Source organism: Duganella sp. S19_KUP01_CR8 (assembly GCF_036688705.1).
Classification (GTDB): domain Bacteria; phylum Pseudomonadota; class Gammaproteobacteria; order Burkholderiales; family Burkholderiaceae_D; genus Rugamonas.
In genome coordinates, this window is the sequence record NZ_JAQQPR010000020.1 from 91,692 (window position 1) to 114,726 (window position 23,035).

Annotated in this window: 22 protein-coding genes and 1 riboswitch; of the genes, 13 read left to right on the forward strand and 9 right to left on the reverse strand. The window is 57.0% G+C overall.

Annotation, left to right across the window (positions count from 1 at the left end; translation table 11 throughout):
- Positions 1-22 precede the first annotated feature (22 nt).
- Positions 23-358, reverse strand: a complete 336-nt coding sequence (locus V6M89_RS20295) for a DUF2004 domain-containing protein (protein WP_332854866.1) — start codon at positions 356-358, stop codon at positions 23-25.
- A gap of 526 nt (positions 359-884) precedes the next feature.
- Positions 885-1,295, reverse strand: coding sequence for a hypothetical protein (locus tag V6M89_RS20300; RefSeq protein WP_332854867.1), 411 nt, complete (start codon positions 1,293-1,295; stop codon positions 885-887).
- A gap of 212 nt (positions 1,296-1,507) precedes the next feature.
- Between V6M89_RS20300 and V6M89_RS20305 the strand changes: the two genes are divergently transcribed.
- The gene (locus V6M89_RS20305) at positions 1,508-1,798 is read left to right on the forward strand and encodes an H-NS histone family protein (protein ID WP_332854868.1); all 291 of its coding nucleotides are present in this window, start codon (positions 1,508-1,510) and stop codon (positions 1,796-1,798) included.
- Positions 1,799-1,843: 45 nt separating this feature from the next.
- Here the strand turns inward: V6M89_RS20305 and V6M89_RS20310 are convergent, their stop codons facing one another.
- Positions 1,844-3,433, reverse strand: coding sequence for a recombinase family protein (locus V6M89_RS20310; protein ID WP_332854869.1), 1,590 nt, complete (start codon positions 3,431-3,433; stop codon positions 1,844-1,846).
- Between the two features lie 465 nt (positions 3,434-3,898).
- The gene (locus tag V6M89_RS20315) at positions 3,899-4,525 is read right to left on the reverse strand and encodes a tyrosine-type recombinase/integrase (RefSeq protein ID WP_332854870.1); all 627 of its coding nucleotides are present in this window, start codon (positions 4,523-4,525) and stop codon (positions 3,899-3,901) included.
- 346 nt (positions 4,526-4,871) lie between these two features.
- On the opposite strand from V6M89_RS20315, the gene V6M89_RS20320 reads away from it, so the two are divergent.
- The 5 genes from V6M89_RS20320 (at position 4,872) to V6M89_RS20340 (ending at position 11,292) form a co-directional block, all read left to right on the forward strand.
- Positions 4,872-5,474, forward strand: a complete 603-nt coding sequence (locus V6M89_RS20320; protein WP_332854871.1) for an FxDxF family PEP-CTERM protein — start codon at positions 4,872-4,874, stop codon at positions 5,472-5,474.
- 1,802 nt (positions 5,475-7,276) lie between these two features.
- The gene (locus V6M89_RS20325) at positions 7,277-7,777 is read left to right on the forward strand and encodes a hypothetical protein (RefSeq protein WP_332854872.1); all 501 of its coding nucleotides are present in this window, start codon (positions 7,277-7,279) and stop codon (positions 7,775-7,777) included.
- A 104-nt stretch (positions 7,778-7,881) separates the two neighbouring features.
- Entirely contained in the window at positions 7,882-9,072 is a 1,191-nt protein-coding gene (locus tag V6M89_RS20330) for a hypothetical protein (RefSeq protein WP_332854873.1), read from the forward strand.
- Positions 9,073-9,319: 247 nt separating this feature from the next.
- Positions 9,320-10,288, forward strand: coding sequence for a hypothetical protein (locus V6M89_RS20335; protein WP_332854874.1), 969 nt, complete (start codon positions 9,320-9,322; stop codon positions 10,286-10,288).
- Between the two features lie 164 nt (positions 10,289-10,452).
- Positions 10,453-11,292, forward strand: a complete 840-nt coding sequence (locus tag V6M89_RS20340) for a hypothetical protein (RefSeq protein WP_332854875.1) — start codon at positions 10,453-10,455, stop codon at positions 11,290-11,292.
- 623 nt (positions 11,293-11,915) lie between these two features.
- On the opposite strand, the gene V6M89_RS20345 is transcribed toward V6M89_RS20340, so the two are convergent.
- On the reverse strand, positions 11,916-12,485 hold the full coding sequence (locus V6M89_RS20345) for a hypothetical protein (protein WP_332854876.1): 570 nt from the start codon (positions 12,483-12,485) through the stop codon (positions 11,916-11,918).
- A 248-nt stretch (positions 12,486-12,733) separates the two neighbouring features.
- Between V6M89_RS20345 and V6M89_RS20350 the strand changes: the two genes are divergently transcribed.
- Positions 12,734-12,952 carry an MbcA/ParS/Xre antitoxin family protein gene (locus V6M89_RS20350; RefSeq protein ID WP_332854877.1) on the forward strand — a complete coding sequence of 73 codons (219 nt, stop codon included), beginning with the start codon at positions 12,734-12,736 and terminating at the stop codon, positions 12,950-12,952.
- 53 nt (positions 12,953-13,005) lie between these two features.
- On the opposite strand, the gene V6M89_RS20355 is transcribed toward V6M89_RS20350, so the two are convergent.
- Positions 13,006-13,206: a hypothetical protein gene (locus V6M89_RS20355; RefSeq protein ID WP_020702248.1), complete on the reverse strand. Its 201-nt coding sequence runs from the start codon at positions 13,204-13,206 to the stop codon at positions 13,006-13,008.
- Positions 13,207-13,260: 54 nt separating this feature from the next.
- Positions 13,261-16,086, reverse strand: coding sequence for a M16 family metallopeptidase (locus tag V6M89_RS20360; RefSeq protein WP_332854878.1), 2,826 nt, complete (start codon positions 16,084-16,086; stop codon positions 13,261-13,263).
- 95 nt (positions 16,087-16,181) lie between these two features.
- Positions 16,182-16,323, forward strand: a riboswitch (FMN riboswitch).
- Between the two features lie 96 nt (positions 16,324-16,419).
- Between V6M89_RS20360 and ribB the strand changes: the two genes are divergently transcribed.
- The gene (gene ribB, locus V6M89_RS20365) at positions 16,420-17,082 is read left to right on the forward strand and encodes a 3,4-dihydroxy-2-butanone-4-phosphate synthase (protein WP_332854879.1); all 663 of its coding nucleotides are present in this window, start codon (positions 16,420-16,422) and stop codon (positions 17,080-17,082) included.
- An 89-nt stretch (positions 17,083-17,171) separates the two neighbouring features.
- On the opposite strand, the gene V6M89_RS20370 is transcribed toward ribB, so the two are convergent.
- Positions 17,172-18,560, reverse strand: coding sequence for an MFS transporter (locus V6M89_RS20370; RefSeq protein WP_332854880.1), 1,389 nt, complete (start codon positions 18,558-18,560; stop codon positions 17,172-17,174).
- Between the two features lie 109 nt (positions 18,561-18,669).
- Here V6M89_RS20370 and V6M89_RS20375 point away from each other — a divergent pair, with 109 nt between their 5' ends.
- The 5 genes from V6M89_RS20375 to V6M89_RS20395 are packed head-to-tail and all read left to right on the forward strand — an operon-like array spanning position 18,670 to position 22,399.
- Positions 18,670-19,536 carry a LysR family transcriptional regulator gene (locus V6M89_RS20375; protein ID WP_332854881.1) on the forward strand — a complete coding sequence of 289 codons (867 nt, stop codon included), beginning with the start codon at positions 18,670-18,672 and terminating at the stop codon, positions 19,534-19,536.
- Between the two features lie 50 nt (positions 19,537-19,586).
- Complete coding sequence (locus V6M89_RS20380) at positions 19,587-20,375, forward strand: MlaE family ABC transporter permease (protein WP_332854882.1); 789 nt, start codon at positions 19,587-19,589, stop codon at positions 20,373-20,375.
- Between the two features lie 13 nt (positions 20,376-20,388).
- The gene (locus tag V6M89_RS20385; RefSeq protein ID WP_332854883.1) at positions 20,389-21,357 is read left to right on the forward strand and encodes an MlaD family protein; all 969 of its coding nucleotides are present in this window, start codon (positions 20,389-20,391) and stop codon (positions 21,355-21,357) included.
- Positions 21,354-22,022 (forward strand): hypothetical protein, encoded by a 669-nt coding sequence (locus V6M89_RS20390; RefSeq protein WP_332854884.1) that lies wholly within the window; start codon positions 21,354-21,356, stop codon positions 22,020-22,022. Before V6M89_RS20385 ends, V6M89_RS20390 begins: the two co-directional genes overlap by 4 nt.
- A gap of 26 nt (positions 22,023-22,048) precedes the next feature.
- Positions 22,049-22,399: a translation initiation factor Sui1 gene (locus tag V6M89_RS20395; protein WP_332854885.1), complete on the forward strand. Its 351-nt coding sequence runs from the start codon at positions 22,049-22,051 to the stop codon at positions 22,397-22,399.
- Between the two features lies 1 nt (position 22,400).
- Here the strand turns inward: V6M89_RS20395 and V6M89_RS20400 are convergent, their stop codons facing one another.
- A complete protein-coding gene (locus V6M89_RS20400; RefSeq protein ID WP_332854886.1) occupies positions 22,401-23,021 on the reverse strand; it encodes a cysteine hydrolase family protein in 621 nt (206 codons plus the stop codon).
- Positions 23,022-23,035 lie beyond the last annotated feature (14 nt).

Genomic DNA, 23,035 nt, shown 5'->3' on the forward strand with positions numbered 1-23,035 from the left:
GACTGTCGACCGTTCAAAAGATCTAGCTTTCCATCGAAATTTCGTCGACCTCACCGGCCTCATCGAAACTTACACTAATTACATAATCAGTTACATCGTCCGGCAGAGTGAAGTCAAAGTTTTTGATGCCATCGATCTCGTCGCCGCCCCAGTGTGAGCGCAGCCTAATAATGTCGAGAATTTGCGTTGCATCGGGACTCTCCGTGCCAAGGTGCTTCAACCAGTATTCTCCATCGAGCTCGTCCAGGTGGTGAGAGACGAATAAGTTGACGTCACCATCCTCGGTCCCCATTGCACGTTTGATGGCTACGATAGCCAGCTTCTCTCTCCGCACAACTTCATCAACATTTACGACCATGACCAACTCCATACGAGTATTTTTTCGTTTTTAGAACGGACTTGGAACGGCCGCTGCTGGCCGTTCTCAGTCAGCTACTGCGGTTGGGTTCCCAGGGCTCGGCCGTTCCACCTGTGCAGCAAAAACCAATCCGCAAGACGCTATGAAACATATTGCGCCAGCGGGACCGATTCTGTCCAACATTAGAACCCAAGACCAATATTCATCTTCAATGCTAATAGACGCCGCGTGCAAGGACAAAGCAATACCGCCAACAAAGGAAGCACTCGCCATCGCTATGCCGAGCTGGCCGCAGATGTATAGCTGCTTATGCGACAAACGAACGGGTGTCAGTCCCCATTTTGCCCACACGACGATAAGGACGGATGCCACACACACAAGCGCCACCATCAAACCGGCGCCATGGCTAGGACCAACCCTGGACACAGGTGTATCCAGGAGCCATCCCAGCAGATAGCTAGCGCCTGCCAGGGCGGCAATAAATGCGTTGAGGTTCGCAATAAACATAAAGGTCCGTTATTGGCCGTTATGCGCCGCAACCACCGGCAATTAAGATGTGCTTCCTCATGCCACCACGCTGGACCTCAATATAGCCTCGAAATGTAGCAGAGTCGTCGCGGCGTGCTGTCTCGACGAGGTCAAGTTGCATGGTGACTCCGTCCGCTTTCAATGACTCTCGCCACCGCTTATTTTTAAGCTGCCTCTCAATTTCAGCACCGCTTTTCTCACTTTGAAAAGCGAGCATCTTGCCATCAATCTTCATCCAGAATTTTTTATCCCAGTCGCTGACCAATAAAGTATCTCGCTGCACACCGAATTGGCAGTAGCTACCGACAAGGCCAAGGCTTTCCGGCCCGAAGCTGTCTACATTCAGCGCCTGAGCCGATGCGGACAATCCAGAGCAAACAGCGACGACAAGGAATACCGTTTTTCTCATAGATACTTTCGAAACATGAACCGTCCGGTCCTGGCCTAATTCGATCTTTCCAAGCAGGATACCACCTTGCTGAAATGGAAAGTGCGCACTTTCTCACTCATGTGAGGCACCTTGGCAGCGTTCGTGACGGAATATGCCTGAACAACGGCAGATTGAGTTCTCAATCGCTGCGTGTACAATCAGCACATACCCATTCGTTGAAAGAGCCATCTATGTCAACTTCTTATCAGGAAATCCAAAAGCAAATCGCGGAGTTACAGGCCAAGGCCGAAGAGGCCCGGCGCGCTGAAATGGCTGCTGCCCGTGCACAGATTCAGGCGATTATGAAAGAGTCTGGGTTGACGCTGGCCGATATTGGCGGTGGCATTAAGCAGCCTAAGGTCGCACGCAAACCAGTAGAAATCAAGTATAAAGACGACACAACAGGGAGCACCTGGACTGGCCGTGGACGCGCACCGAAGTGGCTCGAAGGCAAAGACAAAAATCAATACCTTGTCCGATAATTTGTAGTAAGCCAGACTTGACCTGACAACCGCTGTCAGATCAAGTCAGTCCAAGGCTAGGCGAGTTGATTGCCCCTGCGTGTCATTGGCTTCCGATGTACCCAGTCCGAATATTGAGGCTAAGGTTTGATACCGGTATTGCCCCCTATCGGCGGGATGCTCCCCACGCAAGATGATGTGGCCCTGGATAAAGTCCGCGACGGGAATCAAGTAGTACCCCATGACACCGGCGTTAGCAGCGTCCATTTGCACACATAAAACGAAGTCTGCCACTGGCCAGGTATGGACTGGGATACGCCATCTGATGTGACCAGCAGCGTCGTGACGCGAGCGCGCCACCACAAGCTTGAGGATAACTTTCCCATTGAGACGCAGCAGCCAGGGGTGTTCGCACTGCACATGCATCCCGCCTGCTTGTTCAATTGCCATCTTGATCGCTGACATCGTCGCCTCGCGCAACTGCCTAACTGAGCGGAGTGTTCGCGCGCGCAGCAGCGGTCGTGCCGCCGGCAGCCCTGCGGCCGAGTACGCCTCAGCCAAAGTTCCGAATCGAGCGTTAAAGTACTTAGGGTTCGGAACACCAGGCGTGGCATTGATGATCGATACCGTAACCTTGCCATGTTTCTTGTACAGTGCCCTCAGTATCTGAAGCAGCTCATCTGGCGTTTTAGGTCGATTCCGACGTAGCCGCTCATCGGCGGCTTTCTCAAAAAGTTGCGGTGCTACGATAGGCGGGAAGGCATCATCTATGCAAATCCAGTCATCCGGCGGGTTGAGCGCCCTTGGCGTACTCATCTTCGCGGACCCGCGATTAAACATGATCCGGCCAATGTACTTTTCATTGGTCAGAATGCTCTTCACCAAGAATGGAGTCCAAGGTCTGCGCCATTCCGTTGGCATTTTCAGTGCATTGAGCTTGGCCGCAATTTCTGTATCACCCAATTTGTCGTACACATACCAGTGATAAATCTGTCGAACAGTTTCAACTTCGCGTTGCGGCCCCCAACAGAAGCGCACTCGATCGGTCGCTGCGGCCTTCCGTTCACCTGGCTTTAATACTCGCCGCCTTTTACCGTCCCGGTCATAGGACACCCGCCGCAACCCATAGCCGGCAAAGCCGCCCATCTTGTAGCCTTGGGTTGCGAACCGACACTGAGCAGAGAATACCTTGGCGGACAACTCCCGACTGTACTCGGCCGCCATGGTGCGCTTCATGCCCTTGAGGATCGAAGCGATGGCCGAACCATCATTTTCAAATTGCTCTGCGCAGTAAATCACCTGAATACCAGCCTGCCGGCACAAGAATTCGTAATGCGCGCCTTCATCTGTATCTTGAAATCGCCCCCAACGGCTGACGTCGTAGACCAATACCATTTCAAAGTCCGTCTTCCTAGCAGCGACGTCATCCATCAGCTCCCGCAAGCCGTCTCGGCCGTTGATGCGTAAGCCGCTTTTCCCAGAGTCCGCATACATCTTGACGACATCAACGTCGTGCTCATCGGCGTATTGCTGAAGCCGCTCGCATTGATGTTCGATGGAGCGATCTTGCGGGCTGCTCGACATGCGAACGTAGACTGCGGCACGCCGCCGGTCCAGTGGAGGAGACGGAGCCTGTGACGTTGGTTGGCGGGTCATAGAATCTCTACATGCCCTTGTAGGCTAAACCAAGCCGAATTGCTTCACTCGCTACTGCGCGTGCGTCACGACCACACAGGCGTCTTCGTGTGGCGATTAGAATCGCCGCTCGATGATGACGCACGAAATCAGCAGCAAAATCGGCACCATGGCTTTGCGCAAGGGCACGAAGCACAGCAGAGATTGCAGCCTGCTGGTACGTGAACGCGCTGTCGAGCTGGATATGTCGGGGTGCTAACACAAAACCTCCGCGTCTATTAGTTCAACATAGCCTCACTTCAGGTCAAGGCTAACGATCTCCCGTGCCTCCGGCTTCCGGAACGATTGGGGTAGATTACAACCTTCACGATTCAGCGATTTGAGCCAGCGCAAGCAAGCGGACTCGAACTCATCTGACAATTGAGGTCTGATCAAGTCTGAGCTACTACAGATAATTACTCCGCTGCGCGTCGTTCTTAAGCGCATTTATGCATCTGTTTGTTCGGCCATTTCGAGCGCATCGTCGACCTCGATTCCAAGGTATCGCACGGTGCTCTCCAGCCTAGTGTGACCGAGCAACAACTGCACCGCCCTCAGATTTTTTGTTCGGCGATAGATCAAGGTTGGCTTCGTTCTGCGCAGCGTATGCGTGCTGTACGCGGTCGGGTCTAGACCTATTTCATCGAACCATTGATGGGCAATGCGCGCATATTGCCTAGTTGTGATGTGCGGCGAATTCCCGATGCGACTAGGGAACAAGAAATCGTTGTGCGTGAGCTTTGCCACCGCGATCCATTCAGCCAGGCTTTTGCGAGTACCTGCGGTCAATTCAAACTGCACCGGCTGCTTTGTCTTTTGCTGCATCACAGTAGCTCGGTTGGCGACGTGGCTGCCATGACATACGTCCTGCACCCGCAACTGAACAAGATCGCAGCCACGCAGTTTGCTATCGATGGCCAAGTTGAAAAGTGCTAGCTCTCGCTGGCGGACGGAGATTTCGAGGCGAACCCTGATCGCCCATATCTCGCTGATTCTCAACGGTGCCTTCTGCCCAACTAATTTTCCCTTGTTCCAGGGCGCATTCTGTTTACGAACTTCTGTACCTGTATCCATGATAGACCTCCATTGGTTGGAGCTCCACTATGCGCGTTCGCGGCGGCAACATCATCGCATTGTGGGAATGTGTGATATTTCCATTTCGGCAAGCTGGTATCCTGTTCACTTAGTCCGAGTTCGGCCAACTGCAGACATTCAGTTCTTGTCGTACCGCAACCTTTTCACCGCCTATCCATGGCTATCCCTCGTGTCTTCGTTAGCCTCCTTTTGTTGCTCATCGGAACCGCACTGTGATGAGGAGGGAATATTCCAATGTTAAATTGCAAAGAAATAGTAAAATTTCGTTGTATTTTTTAAATTATTTTTCAGGTGGAAACGTGCGCTCCGCCGGCTAAAATTGGTGATGGATAAAATTATTTTGCTCCCGACTCGGAGCAATCATCCGGCGTATCTAAGGCCGGCCATCAATCTGAAGGGGAAAATTGAAATGAAAACAAAAGCTCTTTTCTTTGCACTGGTGCTTGCGCTATCCGCTGGCGTTGCCTCGGCGAACGATATCCAAGTGAACGCTGGTGCGATCACCCAAGACACGGCACACCCGTATGGACATTTGTTCATACATGATGCCGGTGCATTTACGGATACGATTGACTTCACCATCCCTTCGGGTAGCTTGCAGTCGTCGGCGAACCCGCTCTTAGTGTCCTTGGGCGGCACCGATGTCTACAAAATAATTAATCTTGCGTACTCGGTGTATGACGGGACCTCGGTTTCACCGGGGGCTTCCTACGGCACCTTCTTGGGCGACAACACGACGCACGACCTTGCGCTGGCGGGAGCTGGCGCATACCACATTATCGTTAGCGGCTCGGCGGTTGGCTCAATGGGCGGCAGTTACGGCGTCGCGATAGTATCGGGGGTACCAGAGCCGGAAACCTACGCAATGATGCTCGGCGGCTTAGGTTTGATGGGCGTTATTGTCCGTCGTCGGAAGTCCCGGGTTTAATCCAAATGTATTTAGGAAACCGCCTTCGGGCGGTTTTTGTCGGCGGAACATCTTGATCTGCGTCAAATGGGCCACGAATCTTCCAGGATCTTGTTTTCCTGATAGCTAATTCGGCGTAGGATATCCCTTCTGACTTCTACATAAGAGGGCTTGGCTTATGTGCGACATAGAGGCAGGCGATCTAGTGCGAATACACGACACAGACTGCATGATGCTAGTAATTGGGAGGGCAGATGATGAGTTCTGGCACTCCGATGAGGAGCACGCGGTTTTTTGCGCTTGGGAACAGGAGAATCTTCTGTACGCGGCGGTGTACCCGGTACACAGTCTAGTATTGGTTCGGCAAGAACGGAGGCGCGTCCCACGGGGCGGTGAGCTGCATTTCCCGACGCGCTCCAAACAAGCACACAGTTAGCGGAATTTTGCCGAGCATCCGGGCTATGTGTCAGCCGATTCCTCATTTCTCTACACTATATTGCCTTGCAGGACATCCGTCCCATATTACCAAGATCGTGAATGTAGTTACCCAGCCGGTGGCAACTGTCGGCTATCATTTTCCACCAGGCCACGTAGATTCTGAACATGCTGTAAGACGCTCGTCGTCGATATCCTGCCTGCAATACGATCTAAGAAGTTGACTATCAAGAGAGGAGTAGTGCGTCCTGTTTGCCACTCATTATCCCAAATAGCCCAGACATCCTTTAACAGATCGGCTAGCACCTTGGCTTCGCGCGGGGGCTGTTGGGACGACCAGTGTGCAATCTCCTGTTCTAAAGCGGTGAGTTCATACCAGATCGCTCGGCGGCCGGAATCCATTAGACCCGGACCGGCTTGGCTGTCCGAACACATAAGGTTGCCCAGATAGCTCTGCAGTTTCAAGCCGTCGGGCGAAGTGCGGGGATTTCGATTTTTCATTATGGCCCTCACAGTCGTTTAATCCATCTGACTGGCGGTACAAATTACATAACGTTTGCCGTAAATGTGAGTCTACCAAAATATAAGCTACAGAGCGCGAATTTACGCATGTCAGCGCATTTTTTTTGTGCCCACGGATGGGGCTAAGCACTACGAGGCTGGGCGGTCTCTCGGCCATTTTCTCTAAGATATTTCAAACGATGCGACCATTTCCACTTCCATGTTCCTTCCATGAAGCGCGACCGCCGATATAAACACCAGCATAGATGCCGCCAAGGCGCTATGCCAGGATACCTCAACCGTCATAGCTTCCAGGAGTACCTTGTTCGCCATAGCCTCGTCGCATATGTCGTGATGATGGAACAGCCAACCGTGGACGCCCCCAGCACGGTGATGCATGCTGAACTATCTAGTATTCAAGTGTTACTGCGCCCCGGGCGAGATAATTGAAGAATTTGGCTGCGCTATTCATTTTGAAGAAGGCGAGCGGCTCCGTATGACACGCTACGTTCCCAACAGCAAGCCTGTATGAACTGACAAATGCCGCTACCGGCCAGCAGCGGACCTAGACATAATGATGGGAGATGAGGTGGCAGAATTTCGTTGGACGAATAGAGGTATCGTTTCTGAGGGTGAATTTTTCGCCGTCGGTGGTGAGAACGTCTGGTCGTACAAATGGCTAACAGCTGAAGATGGCGCTGTCCAGTTGCCTCATCCCAGTTACCTGACACAGACACATCGTTTCAGCGTATATCGAGTTGAAATGCCTGCAGGGGAAGTGCGATTTGCTGCTGCCGAGGTTTCCCCCAATGTATGGGCCTTTTACGTGTAAGCCGGATACGGCCAGGAGCTGCCGCTCACCGTTTGACAAGTACCATAATAATTTTATGCCGCAGACTTCGATTGAAACCCTCTCAGTTATTGCCAGGCAGTGCGTCGCCGTCACTTGCCTGGAACGCTTCTGTCTGCGCTACCAGATTAATCACCCTGCATTGTCCGCTCTGATTGAACATGTTTGGGCAGTGACCAAGGTCGAGCCGGGAACATTCGGGCCTTGGGAACAAGGCTTTGCTTCGTTACCGATTTCTGGTTTCGAGAGCGATTGGCCGGAAGATATTTGCCGCGAATTACCAAGAGAACTTCTCAGAACATTGAAAGAACTTGTAGAGCACGTTGTCGAAACAAGCGCAACTACTTGGTACGGAAACGACCTCCCGGCGACCAAGCGGCAACTCGAGATTGTGCTGGAGATTTGTAAAAAGCACGGAGTACCAGCGCCCGAGCTTCAAAGATACACGCAGCTCCACGCTAGAATTCATGGAAGTTGGGGGCCTCCGCTCAGCAACCAAGAGCTGGCAACATGGCGTGCACTTGTATTGAACGACTAAAACCGGCCAAAAACGGCCGGTCAAGCATTGGTCTCGCAATTTGTGCGCATGAAGAATCACATCATTCCAAAAGCTAACTTCTCATTTGATCTCATGGACCTTATATGCGAGAGTTGACAATTCATGCGCTAGTGGTCGCAAGAGTGCTGCTTGAGCAAGCAGAGTCCCTGTGTTTGTCGCACGATCGATATCTTGCATCGTCTGGTCTTGTCTTGCTTCAAGACGCACTTGAGGCAGTTATATATGCACTATTACTTGAGCGTAGAGTCGATGACGAGAAAAATCTCGAGCGCAAGGGTTTCGATGAGCTCATTGGTGAGCTGAAAGCAGCAGGCGTCGCGGTTCCGAGGTCCGGCACGCTTAAGGCACTAAACAAGCAACGAGTGCTCGTCAAACACTATGCGCAGCTGGCGGAGCCAGCCATGGTCCGGACATATCACTCAGCAGCCACCGAAGCAATCACGGCGATGACACGATGCGTGCTAGGCAAATCCTTGCATGATTTGTTTATTGCGGACCTGCTCAAAGACAGTGAGTCGAAGGGATTTCTAACATCCGCCGAAGCAGCCATCAAGGAAAGTCGTTACCTTGACGCACTCATTGCAACCCGTAAGGCCATCTTCATCGAGTTCGAGGAGGACTATAGTGTCTACGGTTGGCGTGACCACGACGGGACGAAGCAAATGGGCATACTCGGATCATTTATGGTGGGTGGGTGGCGCGCGCCAAGTTGGACGAAGAACAAAGAATGGATAGAGAAAAATGTCAAAGTGCCAACGGACTTTGTCCAAATTGACCATCAGAACTGGCGTCTCCAAGCAATGGAACTGGGTATTCACACAGTTGAACTGCACAATCTTCAACGGCTTACTCCAGCTGTGTTCCGCGCGAGCGGACGTTCTGGATGGGCCGTTAGCTACGATGCCTCCTTCGGAACAAGTAATGCAAATGAGTCGAATGCACGCTATTGCCTAGACCGCGCCGTTTCTATCATTCTGAAGAAGCAACAGCACGCTGATGCACGCCGTGAACCCACGAAGGATGTGCCATTCGATCCCCCACCAATTTATGTTGGGCATACCCTTCATGTTCGTCCCTGCACCGAGTCGCAAACGATTCATACTGTTCAGGAGGGGTTTACGTACTCAATATTGAGATTTGTGGGGGGATTCAATCCGGACGAGTCTTTCTACGAGATTTTGGCCGAGTCAGTCGAACAGGCCGACAAAACACTTCTCGGTGGTCCAGTCGCGTACTTACAAGGCTATTTGCTTATCTTGCCGAATGATGCGTAGACGATCGTATCTATCGGCATTCAATGCGTCTCGACAACGAAAGTGAGATACTTGCGATGAATTCCCCAGAAAAGGCTCGGAATAAGACAAAGAGGTTGAGGAACGTTTGGACAACGAACGCAATGGGACGGCTGTCATCCCGCTGGCGTCCGGTTGAATCCGCAGGCAATTGAGGTCAGTCCAAATTGATGAGCGGTATCGCTGAAAGTGCTAGTTAATTGCTGTGTCATTTTTAGAGAGCATACGAATGAGTAAAGAGCAAACCAAACGAATTATTGATCTTGCATCTCTTGGGACGGTACTTCTCGGGGTGATCGGAATAATTTCCGCCGCTTATTTATCTGAAAAGACCACTCCGGTATCAGGATCGCTATTAAGTGCATTGGCATCGGGCTTGACTACTGTTTCAGTGTCATTAATTGGATTTGCAGTATTCAATTTTGCGATTGAAACTAAGGATTGGAAGTCATATTTCGGTGAAAGAATAAAGGAAGTTGTGATCGAAAATGATTATTTAAGCACACTCAGTAATGACGCTCTAAAAGAAACTCAGACGCGATTACTTAAGGCTCAATTTAAGAATCAATCAATAGACAAGGAAGGAAGTTTTCTTCACTATTTCCATCATAATTTGCATCGTTTCATTTCCGAACCCTTTAGGGAAGATGTATCTGCTGAAGTACATATTACGGCGCATGAAGGGACAACTGAAAAATTCGTTATACAAGACAAGGTCACATATGTATGTAGAGCATCACGCGGAACGATTCAGTCTCACGTAGGATGGCAGCCTGATGACGGTGAATTTGAAGAAGTGGTTTCACTTAAGATCACTGTCTCATATCCTCCAAGTAGTCCACATGCAGGAAAGAGCGAAGTCGTATACCCGCCTACAGATGCAAATTTAAAAGAAGATCTGAAACGTGGCATCAGCGTCCCTCTGGACAAATACAAGGAAGTGGATTTTCTGATAGTTAAGACTGAGGCGGAGTACATCGTGCGGCAGGGGAGTTTCCAATATTGGCAGATGGCGCACCCTACAAAAAACTTTCAAATTGCAATAGTTTATCCTCAGGATTTTTCAATTCAATTCAAAACATTAGTACTGGAAGATGTCGGTAGCCAGATCACTGAGCAACCTGGATATCTTCGTTTTGCGTATACTTCTTGGGCTCTTCCGCAAAGTGGACTAACTTGGCTAATTCGGACGTCCTGATAGAAGGTTGCAATAAAGGTATTGTGGCTGAAGGCGTGAAATACTCGACGCTATTTTTTTGGGTTCACGGATTTTATTTTTTGAGGCTTAATAAATTACTTCAGAAATTTGCAGTCGCTTCAAGCCGACCAATTTGAGACGGCCACGAGCGACCCCTCGTAAAAATGGCAAAAATTCACCTTGCAGCAAGGCAGAAGAATATGGCTGAAAATTTAGAGCAATCTATGACCGTCGAGTATCTGGGGGAAACTTTAATTTATGTATTAAGCGGCAAGGTTCTACCTGAGCGTGCGAACGTGAATTTGCCAAAGTCCATCGCAATGAAAATTCTTCCTGGGAGAACAATTCCAGAAGGTTCTATGGTCTTTGTTACGGTGATTTGCTCACAAATAAGTATGGTTGTACATTCGCGAGGGGAAATCGCAGATCTTCAAGCGCTGGCCCATGAATGTGAGGGCATGTGCCGGATGATTGTCGATTGTCTGGGCTTCCTATTAACCTGCGGCTACGATATTGAAATTACGCAGGTTTCAGGCACCGGAGGGCTCCATGTCGTATATGGTGTACAACCAGCTGACCTTCGACCAATTCCATTTTCAGATGATAGTTTTCAAGATAGCTTTGAACGGCTCGTTACCGTACCCAGGGCATACCAGCTCGCATATAGACGAGCACTTGCAGATTACAGAGAGGCAATTCGGTCCTTCGAGGACACAGCGTTTTTCTGCTATCGAGCGGTCGAGGATCTGAGGCAGGTATTTGTTGAAAATGAACGGAGTAAGGAAGCTCAAACTTGGGAGCGCCTCTGGGAGGCAATGCCGGTTGTGGAGGATGCTCGAGCCTACGTAAAGGATGTTATCCGGCCATTAGCGACTGGCAACCGACATGGCGAAGGCACACTTATAAGCCGCCAACAACGCCTTGAAATGCTGGAGAAGACATCAAAGATTATTGCCGCGTTTGTTGATTGGGCTTGGATGCAAAAAGCGGCAACATCCTCGTGAATTGATACCACCCGAAAAACCTGTAGATTCAAAGAGCTGTAGGCTTCTCGACGGTCGGCTTAGGGGCGGAAGCAGTCCTTCGCTTCCCTTAGGTGATGGCCGCAGCCACCGCAGAGCGCTGGCGGTGGCCAACGAGAACGAGTGGCGGCGTTCAATGCGATTTGGTAGCGGTGAGCAGTGAGAAAGGGGGGCTGCGACTTATGGGGTCATGCGACCGCGTGGCGGCGTTCGCCTAGCAGTGGAAGTTGCGTCAATCGGACTGGACCAACTCGGCAAGCAAACGAACGTTCACTGGCCCCTTGAACTTGATGAGCCCCACTTCGCCAGATCCTCTCAAAATTCAATACTGCGCACAATCAATGCCGATGTTGGCTTTTTCCGATTTGAAAACGGGTGTCCCATTTTAGAGAACACCTGTCCGTTTTGAAGAATGACTGTCCGTTTTGGAGAAGAAGTGGTTTCTTTGAAGAGCAGCCGTCCGTTTTGAAGAATAACTGTCTTTTTTCGAGAACACGTGGTTTCTTTGGAATGCAGCCGTCCGTTTTGAAGAACGGGAGGCTGCTATGAAATGAGAATCGGTGTCCGCTTTCGCCAAAGAATACGTGTCCTTTTTGCGATGAGAATTAGTGTCCGGCTTGATGAGAATACTCAGCAGCTTCCGGCCCGGCCGACGGTACGGGTAAAGCCAGCGCTGATGTTGCGGGCAATGGCGGGGGCTCAACTGGGACAGGCATGGCCGTAATGGCAGGTGTTACCGCAGGCGCCTTCGAGGTGGCAATCAGTTCGTCGCGCAGTCGGCACGCCATTTTGAAGGTCTTATCGCCTGGGCGGCGGATGAATAAATCGTGCCATGCATTGCGCGTCGAGCGCGCGAACGATTGCGCGAACTGGTTTGGTGAGACTGCGCGGCCATTGTGGATGATCTGGTCGCCTTCAACGCACGCGTAATTGTTCTCGCCGTAGCTCCATGATTTCAACACGGTGCCCTCGGGTAGAAACAGCGTTTTCCATTGATAGCCGTGTAAGCCTGAGGGATCGGCTCCGGGGGCGAATGCGCCCGGGTCTGCGAGCCAGCGTTCGAGGGCCAAAGTCATCGCGTCCGAGAGATCCTGCGAGCCGCCACGGCGGCGTAGTCGTTCAATCAGTTTGAGCAGGGTATCGGTGGGCAGCTGCACGGTCATTGTGGTATTCATTCGATTTTCTCCCCTATTTTTTTCGGCTTCCCCAAATTTAGACCGGCAAATCCGGGAATAGTTCAATGCTTGAAAAAATTGGGAGAAATCGAAGAGAAAATCGGGGCTTTGCTACAAGGGGCGCGGCGGCGCACCCCATGCGCATACTCCCCGGACTAGTTGAGCGCAATGTTCACGTGGGCAGGCGCTTCGATGCGCTGTCTACCGGTATATAATGGCACTCAGTTAAGTCTTAATTGGGACGAATCATGGCGATGACTTCAGAACAAGACCGCACATATCGCACCAATCGTGTCTGTTCGCGTGTATTGGAAGTGCTGGAGGACGAGGAAGCCGCTCGCGCATGGATACGCCGCAGCAATCGTTCGCTTGGCGGCGAAGCGCCGCTGTCGCTGCTGAATACCGAAGTGGCTTATGAGCTCGTGATGGACACCCTGAGCAGGATCGAACACGGGATCGCGTCCTGATGCGCGGCCAGCGGCATCGCGCTGACCGCACTGGCCCGACCTGCGGCTTTACATCAGGCCAGCGCTTCCTTCGCCGCCTGCTCAGGCGTCAAGCCATCGTAGAACAGGTCCGTGAACCACTCGACCTGCTCTTCGATATGCTCCTGCGCCTGTTCCTGCGTGGCGCCGCCCTTCACCAGGAAGCCCTCCACTTCGATACACCAGTGGATCAATTCCAGAGTTTCCGGGTCCAGCTCTTCTTTTTTCTTTGCCATAATAGTTCTCTACATCGTGATGGATACAAGCCGCCAGTGTAACAGGCGGCCCGATTACTTCGCCGGATACAGCACCACCTGCACATAATTGTTGGTGTCGAAGTAGCGCCTGGCGGCGTCCTTCAGCTCGGCCGCCGTCAGCGCCCCGACGCGCGATTCGTAGGTCAGCACATCGGCCGGATCGGTCTTGTTGAAGAAGGCGTTCATCAACACCGCCATCCAGTAACCGTTCTCGCGCAAGCCCTTGCGGTAGTTCTCGATCCAGGAGGCCTTTACCTTGGCCAGGTCCGCATCTTCCGCACCGTTCTCCTTGATCCGGTCGATCTCCGCGAAGGTCGCCGCCAGCACCTTGTCGACGTTCTCCGGCGCGCACGGCAGGTTGGCCGTGATCGAATAGTTCTGGTACGGGATGCGTTCCATGTTGCCGCGCACACCGCCGCTGTACATCGCGCCCATCTTCTCGCGCAGCACCTCGATCAGTTTGATGTTCAGCACCTCGATCAGCGCCTGCAAGCGCATGCGCTCCTGTGCAGAGAACGACGCCTCGCCGGTGAAGGACAGCGAGATCGTGCTCTTGGGCTCAGAACCCGCATGCACTTCCTTCTTGATCACGCCACGCACCGGACGCACTCCTTCATCCTTGAAGGCCACCGGAATCTCGCCCGCCGGCAGGCTGGCCAGATAAGTGGCGATCAGCGGCTTGATCTTCTCGACATCGAAACTGCCCGCCATGAAGAAGGTAAAGCCCTTGGCGCTGGACATGCGGCTGTTGTAGATTTCGACCACACGGTCCATGCCCAACTGGTCGAAGTCGGCCGGCTTCGGCGCCCGCTGCACGCGCGGGTTGTTGTTGTACAGCGTCGCCGTGATGGTGTCGCTGAAGACCGACTCCGGTCGCGCCATATTGTTCTTCGCCAGTTCGCGCTGGCGGTCCACGTAGGCGCTGTAGATGGCGGCATCCTTGCGCGGCTGCGTCATGTTCAGGTACACCAGCTGCAGCATGGTCTCGACGTCGCCGCTGCCGGAGCCGCCGCTGACGGTCTCGTTGATCGAGCTGACGCTGGCGTTGGCGCCCGCCGTCTTCCCGGCCAACACCTTCACCAGATCGCTCGGCGTGTAATCGCGCACGCCCATCTGGTGCACGATGTTGCTGGCATAGCGCGCGTTGAACAGGTCCTGGTCGCCGAACAGCGACCAGCCGCCGTAGCGCAGGCCGGCCAGTATCACCTGGTCGTTATTGAAGTCGGTGGGCTTCAGCACCACTTTGACGCCGTTGCTCAGCGTGAGCTCCGTCAGCCCCAGTTTGGCGTTGACGCTTTCGCCGACGATGCTGCCGGCTTTGGGCGGCGCCGCCATCAGCTGGCTGGAATAGACCTTCTCTTCCTGCGCCTTCACGCTGATCTTCTCGGCCGCGCTGGCGGTGGCCAGCAGCTCGTCGGCCTTGGGCGCCGGCACACCGGCCACTTCGGAACCCGTGTAGATCACCAGCTTGTTCTGGCTGTCCGGAATCGCAGCCCGCACGGCGGCGTTCACCTCGGACAGCGCGATGCCCGGTATCAGCTCGCTGGCGTAGCGGTACTCCATCGCGATGCCGGGTATAGACTCCTTGTCGAGGAAGTTGCGGATGTATTCCGCCGCATAGCCGGCCGAATCGGACTTATCGCGCTCGTTGTACATGCGTTCGTAGTTGCGCAGTATGCCCTTCTTGGCGCGCTCCACTTCGGACGCGGTAAAGCCGTACTGGCGCGCGCGCTGGTCTTCCTGCACCAGCGCATTGATGGCCGGCGTGGCGCCGCCCTTACCCAGCACCGCGCCGGCGCCGAACGAGCGGTAGCCGCGCATCACGGAACTCATGCCGCTGCCGCCTTGCAGGAACGGCGGATTGGCTTGCTGCGTCAGCTCGTGCATGCGCTGGCTGAGGATAAAGCTGTACATATTCTCGATCAGCTTCTGGCGATAGTCGGCGATGGTGGTACCGGCCGGCCATTGCTGGATCGGATAGCGGATGTAGACCGAGTTCGCGCCGATCTCCTTGTCCGTGAACACCACGCCTTCGGATTCGGCGCGTTCAGGTATCTTGGCGTATTCGCGCGGACGCTCATTCTGCGGATTTTTCAGGCCGCCGAAATGCTGGGCTATCAGTTTTTCCGCATCGGCCGCTTCGATATCGCCGACCACCACCACCGCCATCAGGTCCGGACGATACCAGTCGCGGTAGAAGCGCTTGACGGCGTCGTGCTTGAAGTTCTTGAGGATGTCCTCTTTACCGATCGGCATGCGCTGCGCATAGCGCGAACCGTTCAGCACCTTCGGCAGCAGCACCTTGTTCATGCGGTCGTCCACGCCTTTGCCGAGCCGCAGCTCCTCCAGCACGATACCGCGTTCGCTGTCGATGTCGGCGTCGTTGAACGACAGGCCGTGCGCCCAGTCCTCCAGCACCTGGAACCCCTGCTTCACCACCTCCGGCTTATCGGTCGGTATCGGCAGGATGTAGACGGTTTCGTTGAAGGTGGTGTAGGCATTCAGGTCGGCCCCGAACTTCACGCCTATCGACTGCAGATAGGACACCAGCTCGTTGCGCTTGAAATGGGTCGAGCCGTTGAAGGCCATATGCTCGGTGAAGTGCGCCAGGCCTTGCTGGTCGTCGTCCTCCAGGATCGAGCCGGCCTTCACCACCAGCCGCAGCTCCAGCTTCTTCTCGGGACGGGTATTTTTCTGCACGTAGTAAGTGAGGCCGTTGGCCAGCTGGCCCACCGTGACCTGCGGCCCGACCGGTATCGGATCGCTCAACTTCAACGGCGGCTGATCGGCGGCTTGCGCCATGAAGGAACACGCCAGAAGAACGGCGGCGGAGGCGCTACGCATTGTCATCAGCTTCATACCCGTTGCATAAACAAGAAGGAAAAAGCTACCTTACACTGAAATTCTTAATTTGGGCTAGAATCCTTCCTCGCCTGCCAGCCGGCAGGATTTAACGACGTCTTCGGGGCGGGGTGCGATTCCCCACCGGCGGTAAAGCCAGCAATGGCCAAGCCCGCGAGCGCCTTCTCACGAAGGGTCAGCAGATTTGGTGTGATTCCAAAGCCGACGGTATAGTCCGGATGAAAGAAGATGTGCGGTGACGCGCCCTCCTGCCCGAGCGATCGGTGCGGCGGGCCGCGCGTATTCGCTTGCCCTGTCGCGTTTTTCGCCTATTTGCGAGGAGCGTTCCACATGTTAGACCAACAATCTGCTGTATCCCCCTACTCCCTGGTTTCGGACGATCTGGAAGGCCGCATAGCAGCGGCGCTGGAAGCCATGCGCGCCGGCGTGCCAGTGATCCTGCTCGACGATTTCGACCGCGAGAACGAAGCGGACCTGATCGTCGCCGCCGAAAAAATCACCGTGCAATCGATGGCCATGATGATCCGTGAATGCAGCGGCATCGTCTGCCTTTGCCTGAGCGCCGACAAGGTGCGCGCGCTGGAACTGCCGATGATGGCCGCCGATAACGGCAGCCGTTACGGCACGCCGTTCACGGTATCGATCGAAGCGCGCGAAGGCGTGACCACCGGCGTCTCGGCGGCGGACCGCGTCACCACCGTCCGCACCGCCATCGCGGCGGATGCGCAACCGCGTGACCTGGTCCATCCCGGCCATGTGTTCCCGCTGCGCGCCACGCCGGGCGGCGTGCTGGCCCGCAAAGGCCACACCGAAGGCTCGGTGGATCTGGCGACCATGGCCGGTCTCAATCCGGCAGCAGTGCTGTGCGAGTTGATGAACCCCGACGGCACCATGATGCGCGGCGCCGACATCGAACAATTCGCCGAACTGCACGGCATGCCCATCCTGACCATCGCCGAGATGATCGAATGGCGCACCAGGCACGGTCTTTAACCCGCACTGCCAGGCGGGGTCTGACCCCGGCCGGGGTCAGACCCCTAAGCGGTGCCGCGAGCGTATCGCTGAAGGCACACGGGGTTGCATCAAACCGGCTTGCCCAGCTTGACGTAGCGGTACACCAGCGTTAGCGCGCCGGCGTAAGCCAGCGTAATCAGGCAAAAGGCCAGTGGCAAGCGCCACGCCCATTCGGGCACCATGTGCATCACGGTGCCCATCATCGCCACGCCGACCAGGGCGCCGATCTGACGATTGGCGTTCAACGCGGCGGCGGCGCTGTTGGCGTGCGCCTTGCCGGCCACCAGCATCACCGTCGCCGTCATGCCCGGTATCGCGATACCGATGGCGAAGTTCATCGCCACGGCGGCCAGCACCAGCAGCCAGTAAGGCGTTTGCGGCGTCAGGCCGACCAGCATCACGAACGCCATGCCCAAGCCCACCATCAGGCCGTACATCATCGGCGGCCGCGTGCCGACCCGCGCGGTGATGCGTCCCGACGTCAGGTTGCCGACCGCGAAGGCGGCCATCATCGGTATCAGTTTCAAGCCGGTGTGCAGCGCATCCGCGCCGGACTGCTGGATGTAGAGGCTAAGCAGGAACAACTGGCCGAACACCGCGAAATTAATCAGGAAGCCGACACCGTTGGCCGCCGCAAAGGTCGGCGTATCGAACAGCGCCCGTGGCAGCAAGGGATGCGCGCCGATGCGCTCACGCCGAACCAACAAGAACGCGGCCATCACCGTCGCCGCGAAAGCGCCCAACACCGGCGCCGAGCCCCAACCCAGCGACGGACCTTCGATCAGTACAAAGCTCAACCCCGCCAGCGCGGCCACGCCCAGCAGATGGCTCAGCATCGACAGCGCGCGTTCAAGGCGCGGCGTGGCCGGCGCCACCACCTGCGTCAGCACGATGCCGAGCAGGCCGATAGGCACGTTCACCCAGAACACGCTGCGCCAGCCAAATTCGTGCACCAACACGCCGCCCACCAGCGGACCAGCCGCCGAAGCGCAGCCGACGATCGCCGACCAGGTGCCCAGCATGCGCGCGCGGGTGGCCTGGTCGTCATATGCGTGCGTCAGCAGGCTCAGTGAACTCGGCATGAACAGCGCCGCGCCAGCGCCTTGCAGCAGCCGCGCGGCGATCAGCGCGTTGCCGCTGGGGGCCACGGCGCACAGCACCGAACCCAGAATGAACACGCTCAAGCCGCCCTGGTAGACGTTCTTCGGGCCGTAGCGGTCGGCCAGCGCGCCGCCGGCCATCAGCAGCGCCGCGAAGGTCAGCGTGTAGCCGTCCACCACCCACACCAGGCCGGTGAGCGGCACGCCCAGGCTGAGCGAGATATCGGATAGAGCGGTGTTGACGGCGGTGACATCGATCATCGCCATCACGAAGCCTATGGCCAGTGTCATCAACACCAGCAAGGCGGGAATCTGGCGCGGCTGGATCGCCGGCGCCACGGAGCTTGGGGTAGTCATGATGCTTCCTTCAGTGGGTATGCATCGATGTTAGCCGCCTTGCATGATGCAGTAAATGCGCATAATATCGGCGCACCGATGCAAAAATGCATCACCACCGGAACCCCGCATGGATTGGGACAACGCCAGGATTTTCCTCGCCATCTACCGCAAAGGCACGCTGCGCTCGGCCGCCGCCGCCCTCGATATCGACCAGGCCACCGTCGGCCGGCGCCTCAACGCGCTGGAAAAGTCGCTGGGCGCGCGCCTGTTCCTGCGCACGCCGTCCGGCTACCTGGCCACGCCCGCCGGCGAACTGGCCGTCACCGCCGCCGAATTGATGGAGCACGCGGCCTTGCAGTTCCAGCGCGAGATGCAGGGCATCGACAACCGCCTGTCCGGCATCGTGCGCGTCGCCACCTCGGACACCATCGCCAGCCACTCGGTGCTGGGCGCCATGCAGCGGCTGCACGCCATGCATCCGGAAATCCGCATCATCCTGAGCACCAGCACCGAGATCAGCAACCTGACCCGGCGCGAGGCCGACCTGGCGGTGCGCACGCTCAAGCCCACCAGTCCCGACCTGATCTCGCGCCACCTGACCCGGCGCAGCATGGGCCTGTACGCCACGCCCGCCTACCTGGCCGCACGCGGCGTGCCGGTCCAGGGCAACGGCATGCAAGGCCACGACATCATCATTTACCAGGGAGCGGTGGCGCCGCGCCACATGGAGAAGCTGTGCATGGAACCGATCGCCAACGCGCGCGTGGCGATTGAAGTCAACAGCGGCATGGTGATGCTGGACGCGGCGCGGCGCGGCATGGGCGTGGCCGAACTGCCCTGCCACATGGCCGATGACGATCCGCAGCTCACGCGCATCTGGCCAGAGCGCGTCGACCACTACGAGGTCTGGCTGGTGATGCACAGCGACCTGAGTCGCAGCGCCCGCGTGCGCGCCGCCGCCGACGCCATCATCGCCACCTTCGCCGAAGAATAGGCGCCCGTGGCGGACACCCGCCGATGCCGCCACGGTGCTAAGATGCCAACATGAGCATAGAAGCAGCTATCCCATCGGTGCTACGGCGCCCGATCCACGCAACCGTCAACTGGCTGAACAGCTGGTGGCGGCTGCTGCAGTTCGCGGTGCTGATGCTGTCGCTGGCGTTCACCCCCGCCAGCTACGTCGGCGCCAACCGCAACCTGCTGGCGCGCCACATCGTGCGCGACACCGCGCCCAATCTGGCGTGGTACGGCGTGCTGTCGGCGCTGGTCAGCCTGGTGCTGATCCGCATCGTGGTGGTCACGTCGCAGAGCTACGGCCTGTCGCGCTTCGCGCTGGAGATGGTGGTGCGCGTGCTGGTGCTGGAGCTGATCCCGCTGACGGCCGCCGCCTTCGTCGCGCTGCGCACCACCCTGCCCGCCGGGCTGGAGTTCTCGCAAAGCCGCAACAACGCCGCCAACACCAGCGACGACGAACTGCACCAGGAGTTCTTCCCGCGCGTGGCGGCGGGCGTGTTCGCCGTCTGGATGCTGGCCGCAGTCAGCTGCGTGATGACCTTGATCCTCGCCTACCTGACGCTGTACGGTTTCACGCCCTGGGCGCTGCCCGGCTACACGCGCGTGGTCGGCCAGGTCTTCAATCCGGCGGTGGCGCTGATCCTGGTGCTGAAGATCGTCTTCTTCAGCTTTGCCGTGGGCCTGATACCGATGGCCTCCTCCTTCTACTTCGGCGCCAGTTATCGCGCCAAGGTCACGCACGGCCTGTACGACATGGTGCGGCTGTTCGCCGTGATGCTGCTGATCGAAATCGCCTCCTTGATGGGCAACTACTACTGAGCGGAATGGAATAATGAGCGAACCAACAAACGAAGCGGCGCCGGTGCGCAACGCGGAATTCAAGGCGGCCCTGCTGCTGGTGCTGATGGTGGTACTGGTGGCCGGTTCGGCGTTGTACCTGATGTACGCGCGCGGCGCCTTCGAATCGACGCAGACGTTGGTGCTGCAGGCGGACGACTCGGAAGGCGTCACCGTCGGCATGGACGTCACCTTCGCCGGCTTCCCGATCGGCCGCGTGCGCCGCATAGAGCTGGGCAAGGACGGCAAGGCGCGCGTGATCGTCGACGTGCCGCGCAATGATGCGCACTGGCTGCGCAGCTCCAGCATCTTCACGCTGGAGCGCGGCCTGGTGGGGGGCGCCAAGCTGCGCGCCTTCAGCGGCATACCGACCGATCCGCCATTGGAAGACGGCGCCGCCCGCGCGCTGCTGGTCGGCGACGCCGGAGCAGAAATTCCGCGCCTGCTGGCCGCCGCCAAGGACCTGCTGGAAAACCTCAACGCGCTGACGGCGGAAAACTCCGCGTTGGCCGCAAGTCTGGCCAACGTGCAGGGCGTCACCGGCAAGCTGAATGGCCCCAACGGCGCCTTGGGCCTGATCGCCGGCGACGACAAGAACGCACAGCAGCTGGCGGAGCGCGCCAACAAGCTGCTGGTCACCGTGAACGCGCTGGCCACCAAGGCCGATAGCCTGATCGGCCACGCCGACACCCAGGTCTTCGGCAAGCAAGGGGTGGTGAAGGACGCGCAAGCGACCATCGTGCAGCTCAACGGCCTGCTGGCGGACGCCCGCAATAGCCTGAAGAAAATGGACGCGGTGCTGATCGAAGCGCAGGCCGTCGGCGCCAACGCCAAGGAAGCCACGGCCGATCTGGGCACGCTGCGCGGCGAAGTGGAAAGCAGCTTGCGCCGGGTCGAACAGCTGGTCAATGAGATCAACCGCAAATGGCCGTTCAAGCGCGACACGGAGATCAAGCTGCCATGAAGACCAACGCCCCACTGATCGCGACGCTGCTCGCGGCTTCCCTGCTGGCCGCCTGCGGCAACAACCCGCCGGTGCCGGACTGGCAGATGAACGCGCAGAGCTCCATCGAACGCTCAACCGCCGCCTACATGTCCGGCAACGCCCGCGTGGAAGCGGCCGAGTACAAGCGCGCCCGTGAAGCGCTGGCCAGCACCGGCAAGGTCGACCTGATGATACGCGCCGAATTGATACGCTGCGCCGCCCGCGTCGCCTCGTTGGTGTTCGAAGACTGCGCCGGCTACGACAAACTGTCGCAGGACGCCAGCCCGGCCGACCGAGCCTACGCCGCCTACCTGTCCGGCCGCGCCACCGCCGCCGACACCGCGCTGCTGCCGGCGCAACACCAGCCGGTCGCCTCTGCGTCCGGCGACGCAGCCGCCGCCAGCGCCGCGCAAGCCATCGCCGATCCGCTGTCCAAACTGGTGGCCAGCGGCGTACTGCTGCGCGCCGGCAAAGCCACGCCACAAATCCTCGGCGACGCGGTGAACACCGCCTCCGCCCAGGGCTGGCGCCGTCCACTGCTGGCATGGCTGGGCGTACAAGCCATGCGCGCCAAGCAAGCAGGCGACACCGCCGAAGCCCAACGCCTCCAGCGCCGCATCGACCTGATCACTGAAAAGCTGTAGGCCGGGTTCTGCTAGAATCTCGGCCTATGAACACCCGACTCGTCTACTCCACTGAGACCGGCCGCATGTGCCCCGATTGCGGGCAGCCGGTCGCCGATTGCCGCTGCAAGGCCGCAGCCAAATCCAAACCCGCCGGCGACGGCGTCGTGCGCGTATCGCGCGAATCGAAGGGCCGCGGCGGCAAAACCGTCACGCTGGTGAAGGGCCTGGCGCTGGACGCCATCGCCTTAGCCCTGCTGGGCAAGCAGCTGCGCAGCGCCTGCGGATCCGGCGGCACCGTCAAGGACGGCGTCATCGAAATCCAGGGCGACCACTGCGACCTGGTGATGGAAGCCCTGAAAAAACAGGGCCACCAAGCCAAGCGCACCGGCGGCTAGTTCACTTGAGGGTGCGCTGGTTGGACAGATAGATATTGTCGCCTTCCAGCGTGCTGCCGTCGCGCACGGCGGCCTGCCACGTTTCAGTGCTCACCACCGCGCCAAAGTTGGAATGAAACACCGTGTTGAACACGCGGTGGATCTCCTCCGCACTGACCTTGCCGGCCGCGTTCTCGTACGGCAGCGCACCAGTGGCGTCCTCCAGAACCTCCACTTGCAAGCCGCGATGCTTCGCCTCGTAGATGGTGGACGCATTGCAGTTATGCGTCATGTAGCCGATGATGGTCAGCGTATCGATGGCGCGTTCCTTCAGCCAATCCGCCAGGTCCGTGCCACTGAACACGCTCGCCATTTTCTTGTTGATGAAATGATCGTGCGCGCGCTGCGCCACCACCGGGTGCACCTTCCAGCCGTCCGAGCCAAGTCCGAAGATCGGTGAGCTTTCCGGCGCATCGTGCTGCACCACCACCACGGGAATGCCAGCCTCGCGCGCGGCGTCCATGGCGCGGCCGATATTCGGCAGCGAGGTTTCAACCGGCGGATATTCAATCTTCATCTGGCCGGTGAAGTATTCGTTTTGTACGTCGATGACGATCAGTGCACGGCGTGGGGTTGCGGTCATGATTTTCTCCTGTA

Bases quoted from the DNA above. Each gene is read 5' to 3' on its own strand.
- V6M89_RS20295 (WP_332854866.1), bottom strand. From the start codon at position 358: ATGGTCGTAAATGTTGATGAAGTTGTGCGGAGAGAGAAGCTGGCTATC.
- V6M89_RS20300 (WP_332854867.1), bottom strand. From the start codon at position 1,295: ATGAGAAAAACGGTATTCCTTGTCGTCGCTGTTTGCTCTGGATTGTCC.
- V6M89_RS20305 (WP_332854868.1), top strand. From the start codon at position 1,508: ATGTCAACTTCTTATCAGGAAATCCAAAAGCAAATCGCGGAGTTACAG.
- V6M89_RS20310 (WP_332854869.1), bottom strand. From the start codon at position 3,433: ATGACCCGCCAACCAACGTCACAGGCTCCGTCTCCTCCACTGGACCGG.
- V6M89_RS20315 (WP_332854870.1), bottom strand. From the start codon at position 4,525: ATGGATACAGGTACAGAAGTTCGTAAACAGAATGCGCCCTGGAACAAG.
- V6M89_RS20320 (WP_332854871.1), top strand. From the start codon at position 4,872: ATGGATAAAATTATTTTGCTCCCGACTCGGAGCAATCATCCGGCGTAT.
- V6M89_RS20325 (WP_332854872.1), top strand. From the start codon at position 7,277: ATGCCGCAGACTTCGATTGAAACCCTCTCAGTTATTGCCAGGCAGTGC.
- V6M89_RS20330 (WP_332854873.1), top strand. From the start codon at position 7,882: ATGCGAGAGTTGACAATTCATGCGCTAGTGGTCGCAAGAGTGCTGCTT.
- V6M89_RS20335 (WP_332854874.1), top strand. From the start codon at position 9,320: ATGAGTAAAGAGCAAACCAAACGAATTATTGATCTTGCATCTCTTGGG.
- V6M89_RS20340 (WP_332854875.1), top strand. From the start codon at position 10,453: ATGGCAAAAATTCACCTTGCAGCAAGGCAGAAGAATATGGCTGAAAAT.
- V6M89_RS20345 (WP_332854876.1), bottom strand. From the start codon at position 12,485: ATGAATACCACAATGACCGTGCAGCTGCCCACCGATACCCTGCTCAAA.
- V6M89_RS20350 (WP_332854877.1), top strand. From the start codon at position 12,734: ATGGCGATGACTTCAGAACAAGACCGCACATATCGCACCAATCGTGTC.
- V6M89_RS20355 (WP_020702248.1), bottom strand. From the start codon at position 13,206: ATGGCAAAGAAAAAAGAAGAGCTGGACCCGGAAACTCTGGAATTGATC.
- V6M89_RS20360 (WP_332854878.1), bottom strand. From the start codon at position 16,086: ATGAAGCTGATGACAATGCGTAGCGCCTCCGCCGCCGTTCTTCTGGCG.
- ribB (WP_332854879.1), top strand. From the start codon at position 16,420: ATGTTAGACCAACAATCTGCTGTATCCCCCTACTCCCTGGTTTCGGAC.
- V6M89_RS20370 (WP_332854880.1), bottom strand. From the start codon at position 18,560: ATGACTACCCCAAGCTCCGTGGCGCCGGCGATCCAGCCGCGCCAGATT.
- V6M89_RS20375 (WP_332854881.1), top strand. From the start codon at position 18,670: ATGGATTGGGACAACGCCAGGATTTTCCTCGCCATCTACCGCAAAGGC.
- V6M89_RS20380 (WP_332854882.1), top strand. From the start codon at position 19,587: ATGAGCATAGAAGCAGCTATCCCATCGGTGCTACGGCGCCCGATCCAC.
- V6M89_RS20385 (WP_332854883.1), top strand. From the start codon at position 20,389: ATGAGCGAACCAACAAACGAAGCGGCGCCGGTGCGCAACGCGGAATTC.
- V6M89_RS20390 (WP_332854884.1), top strand. From the start codon at position 21,354: ATGAAGACCAACGCCCCACTGATCGCGACGCTGCTCGCGGCTTCCCTG.
- V6M89_RS20395 (WP_332854885.1), top strand. From the start codon at position 22,049: ATGAACACCCGACTCGTCTACTCCACTGAGACCGGCCGCATGTGCCCC.
- V6M89_RS20400 (WP_332854886.1), bottom strand. From the start codon at position 23,021: ATGACCGCAACCCCACGCCGTGCACTGATCGTCATCGACGTACAAAAC.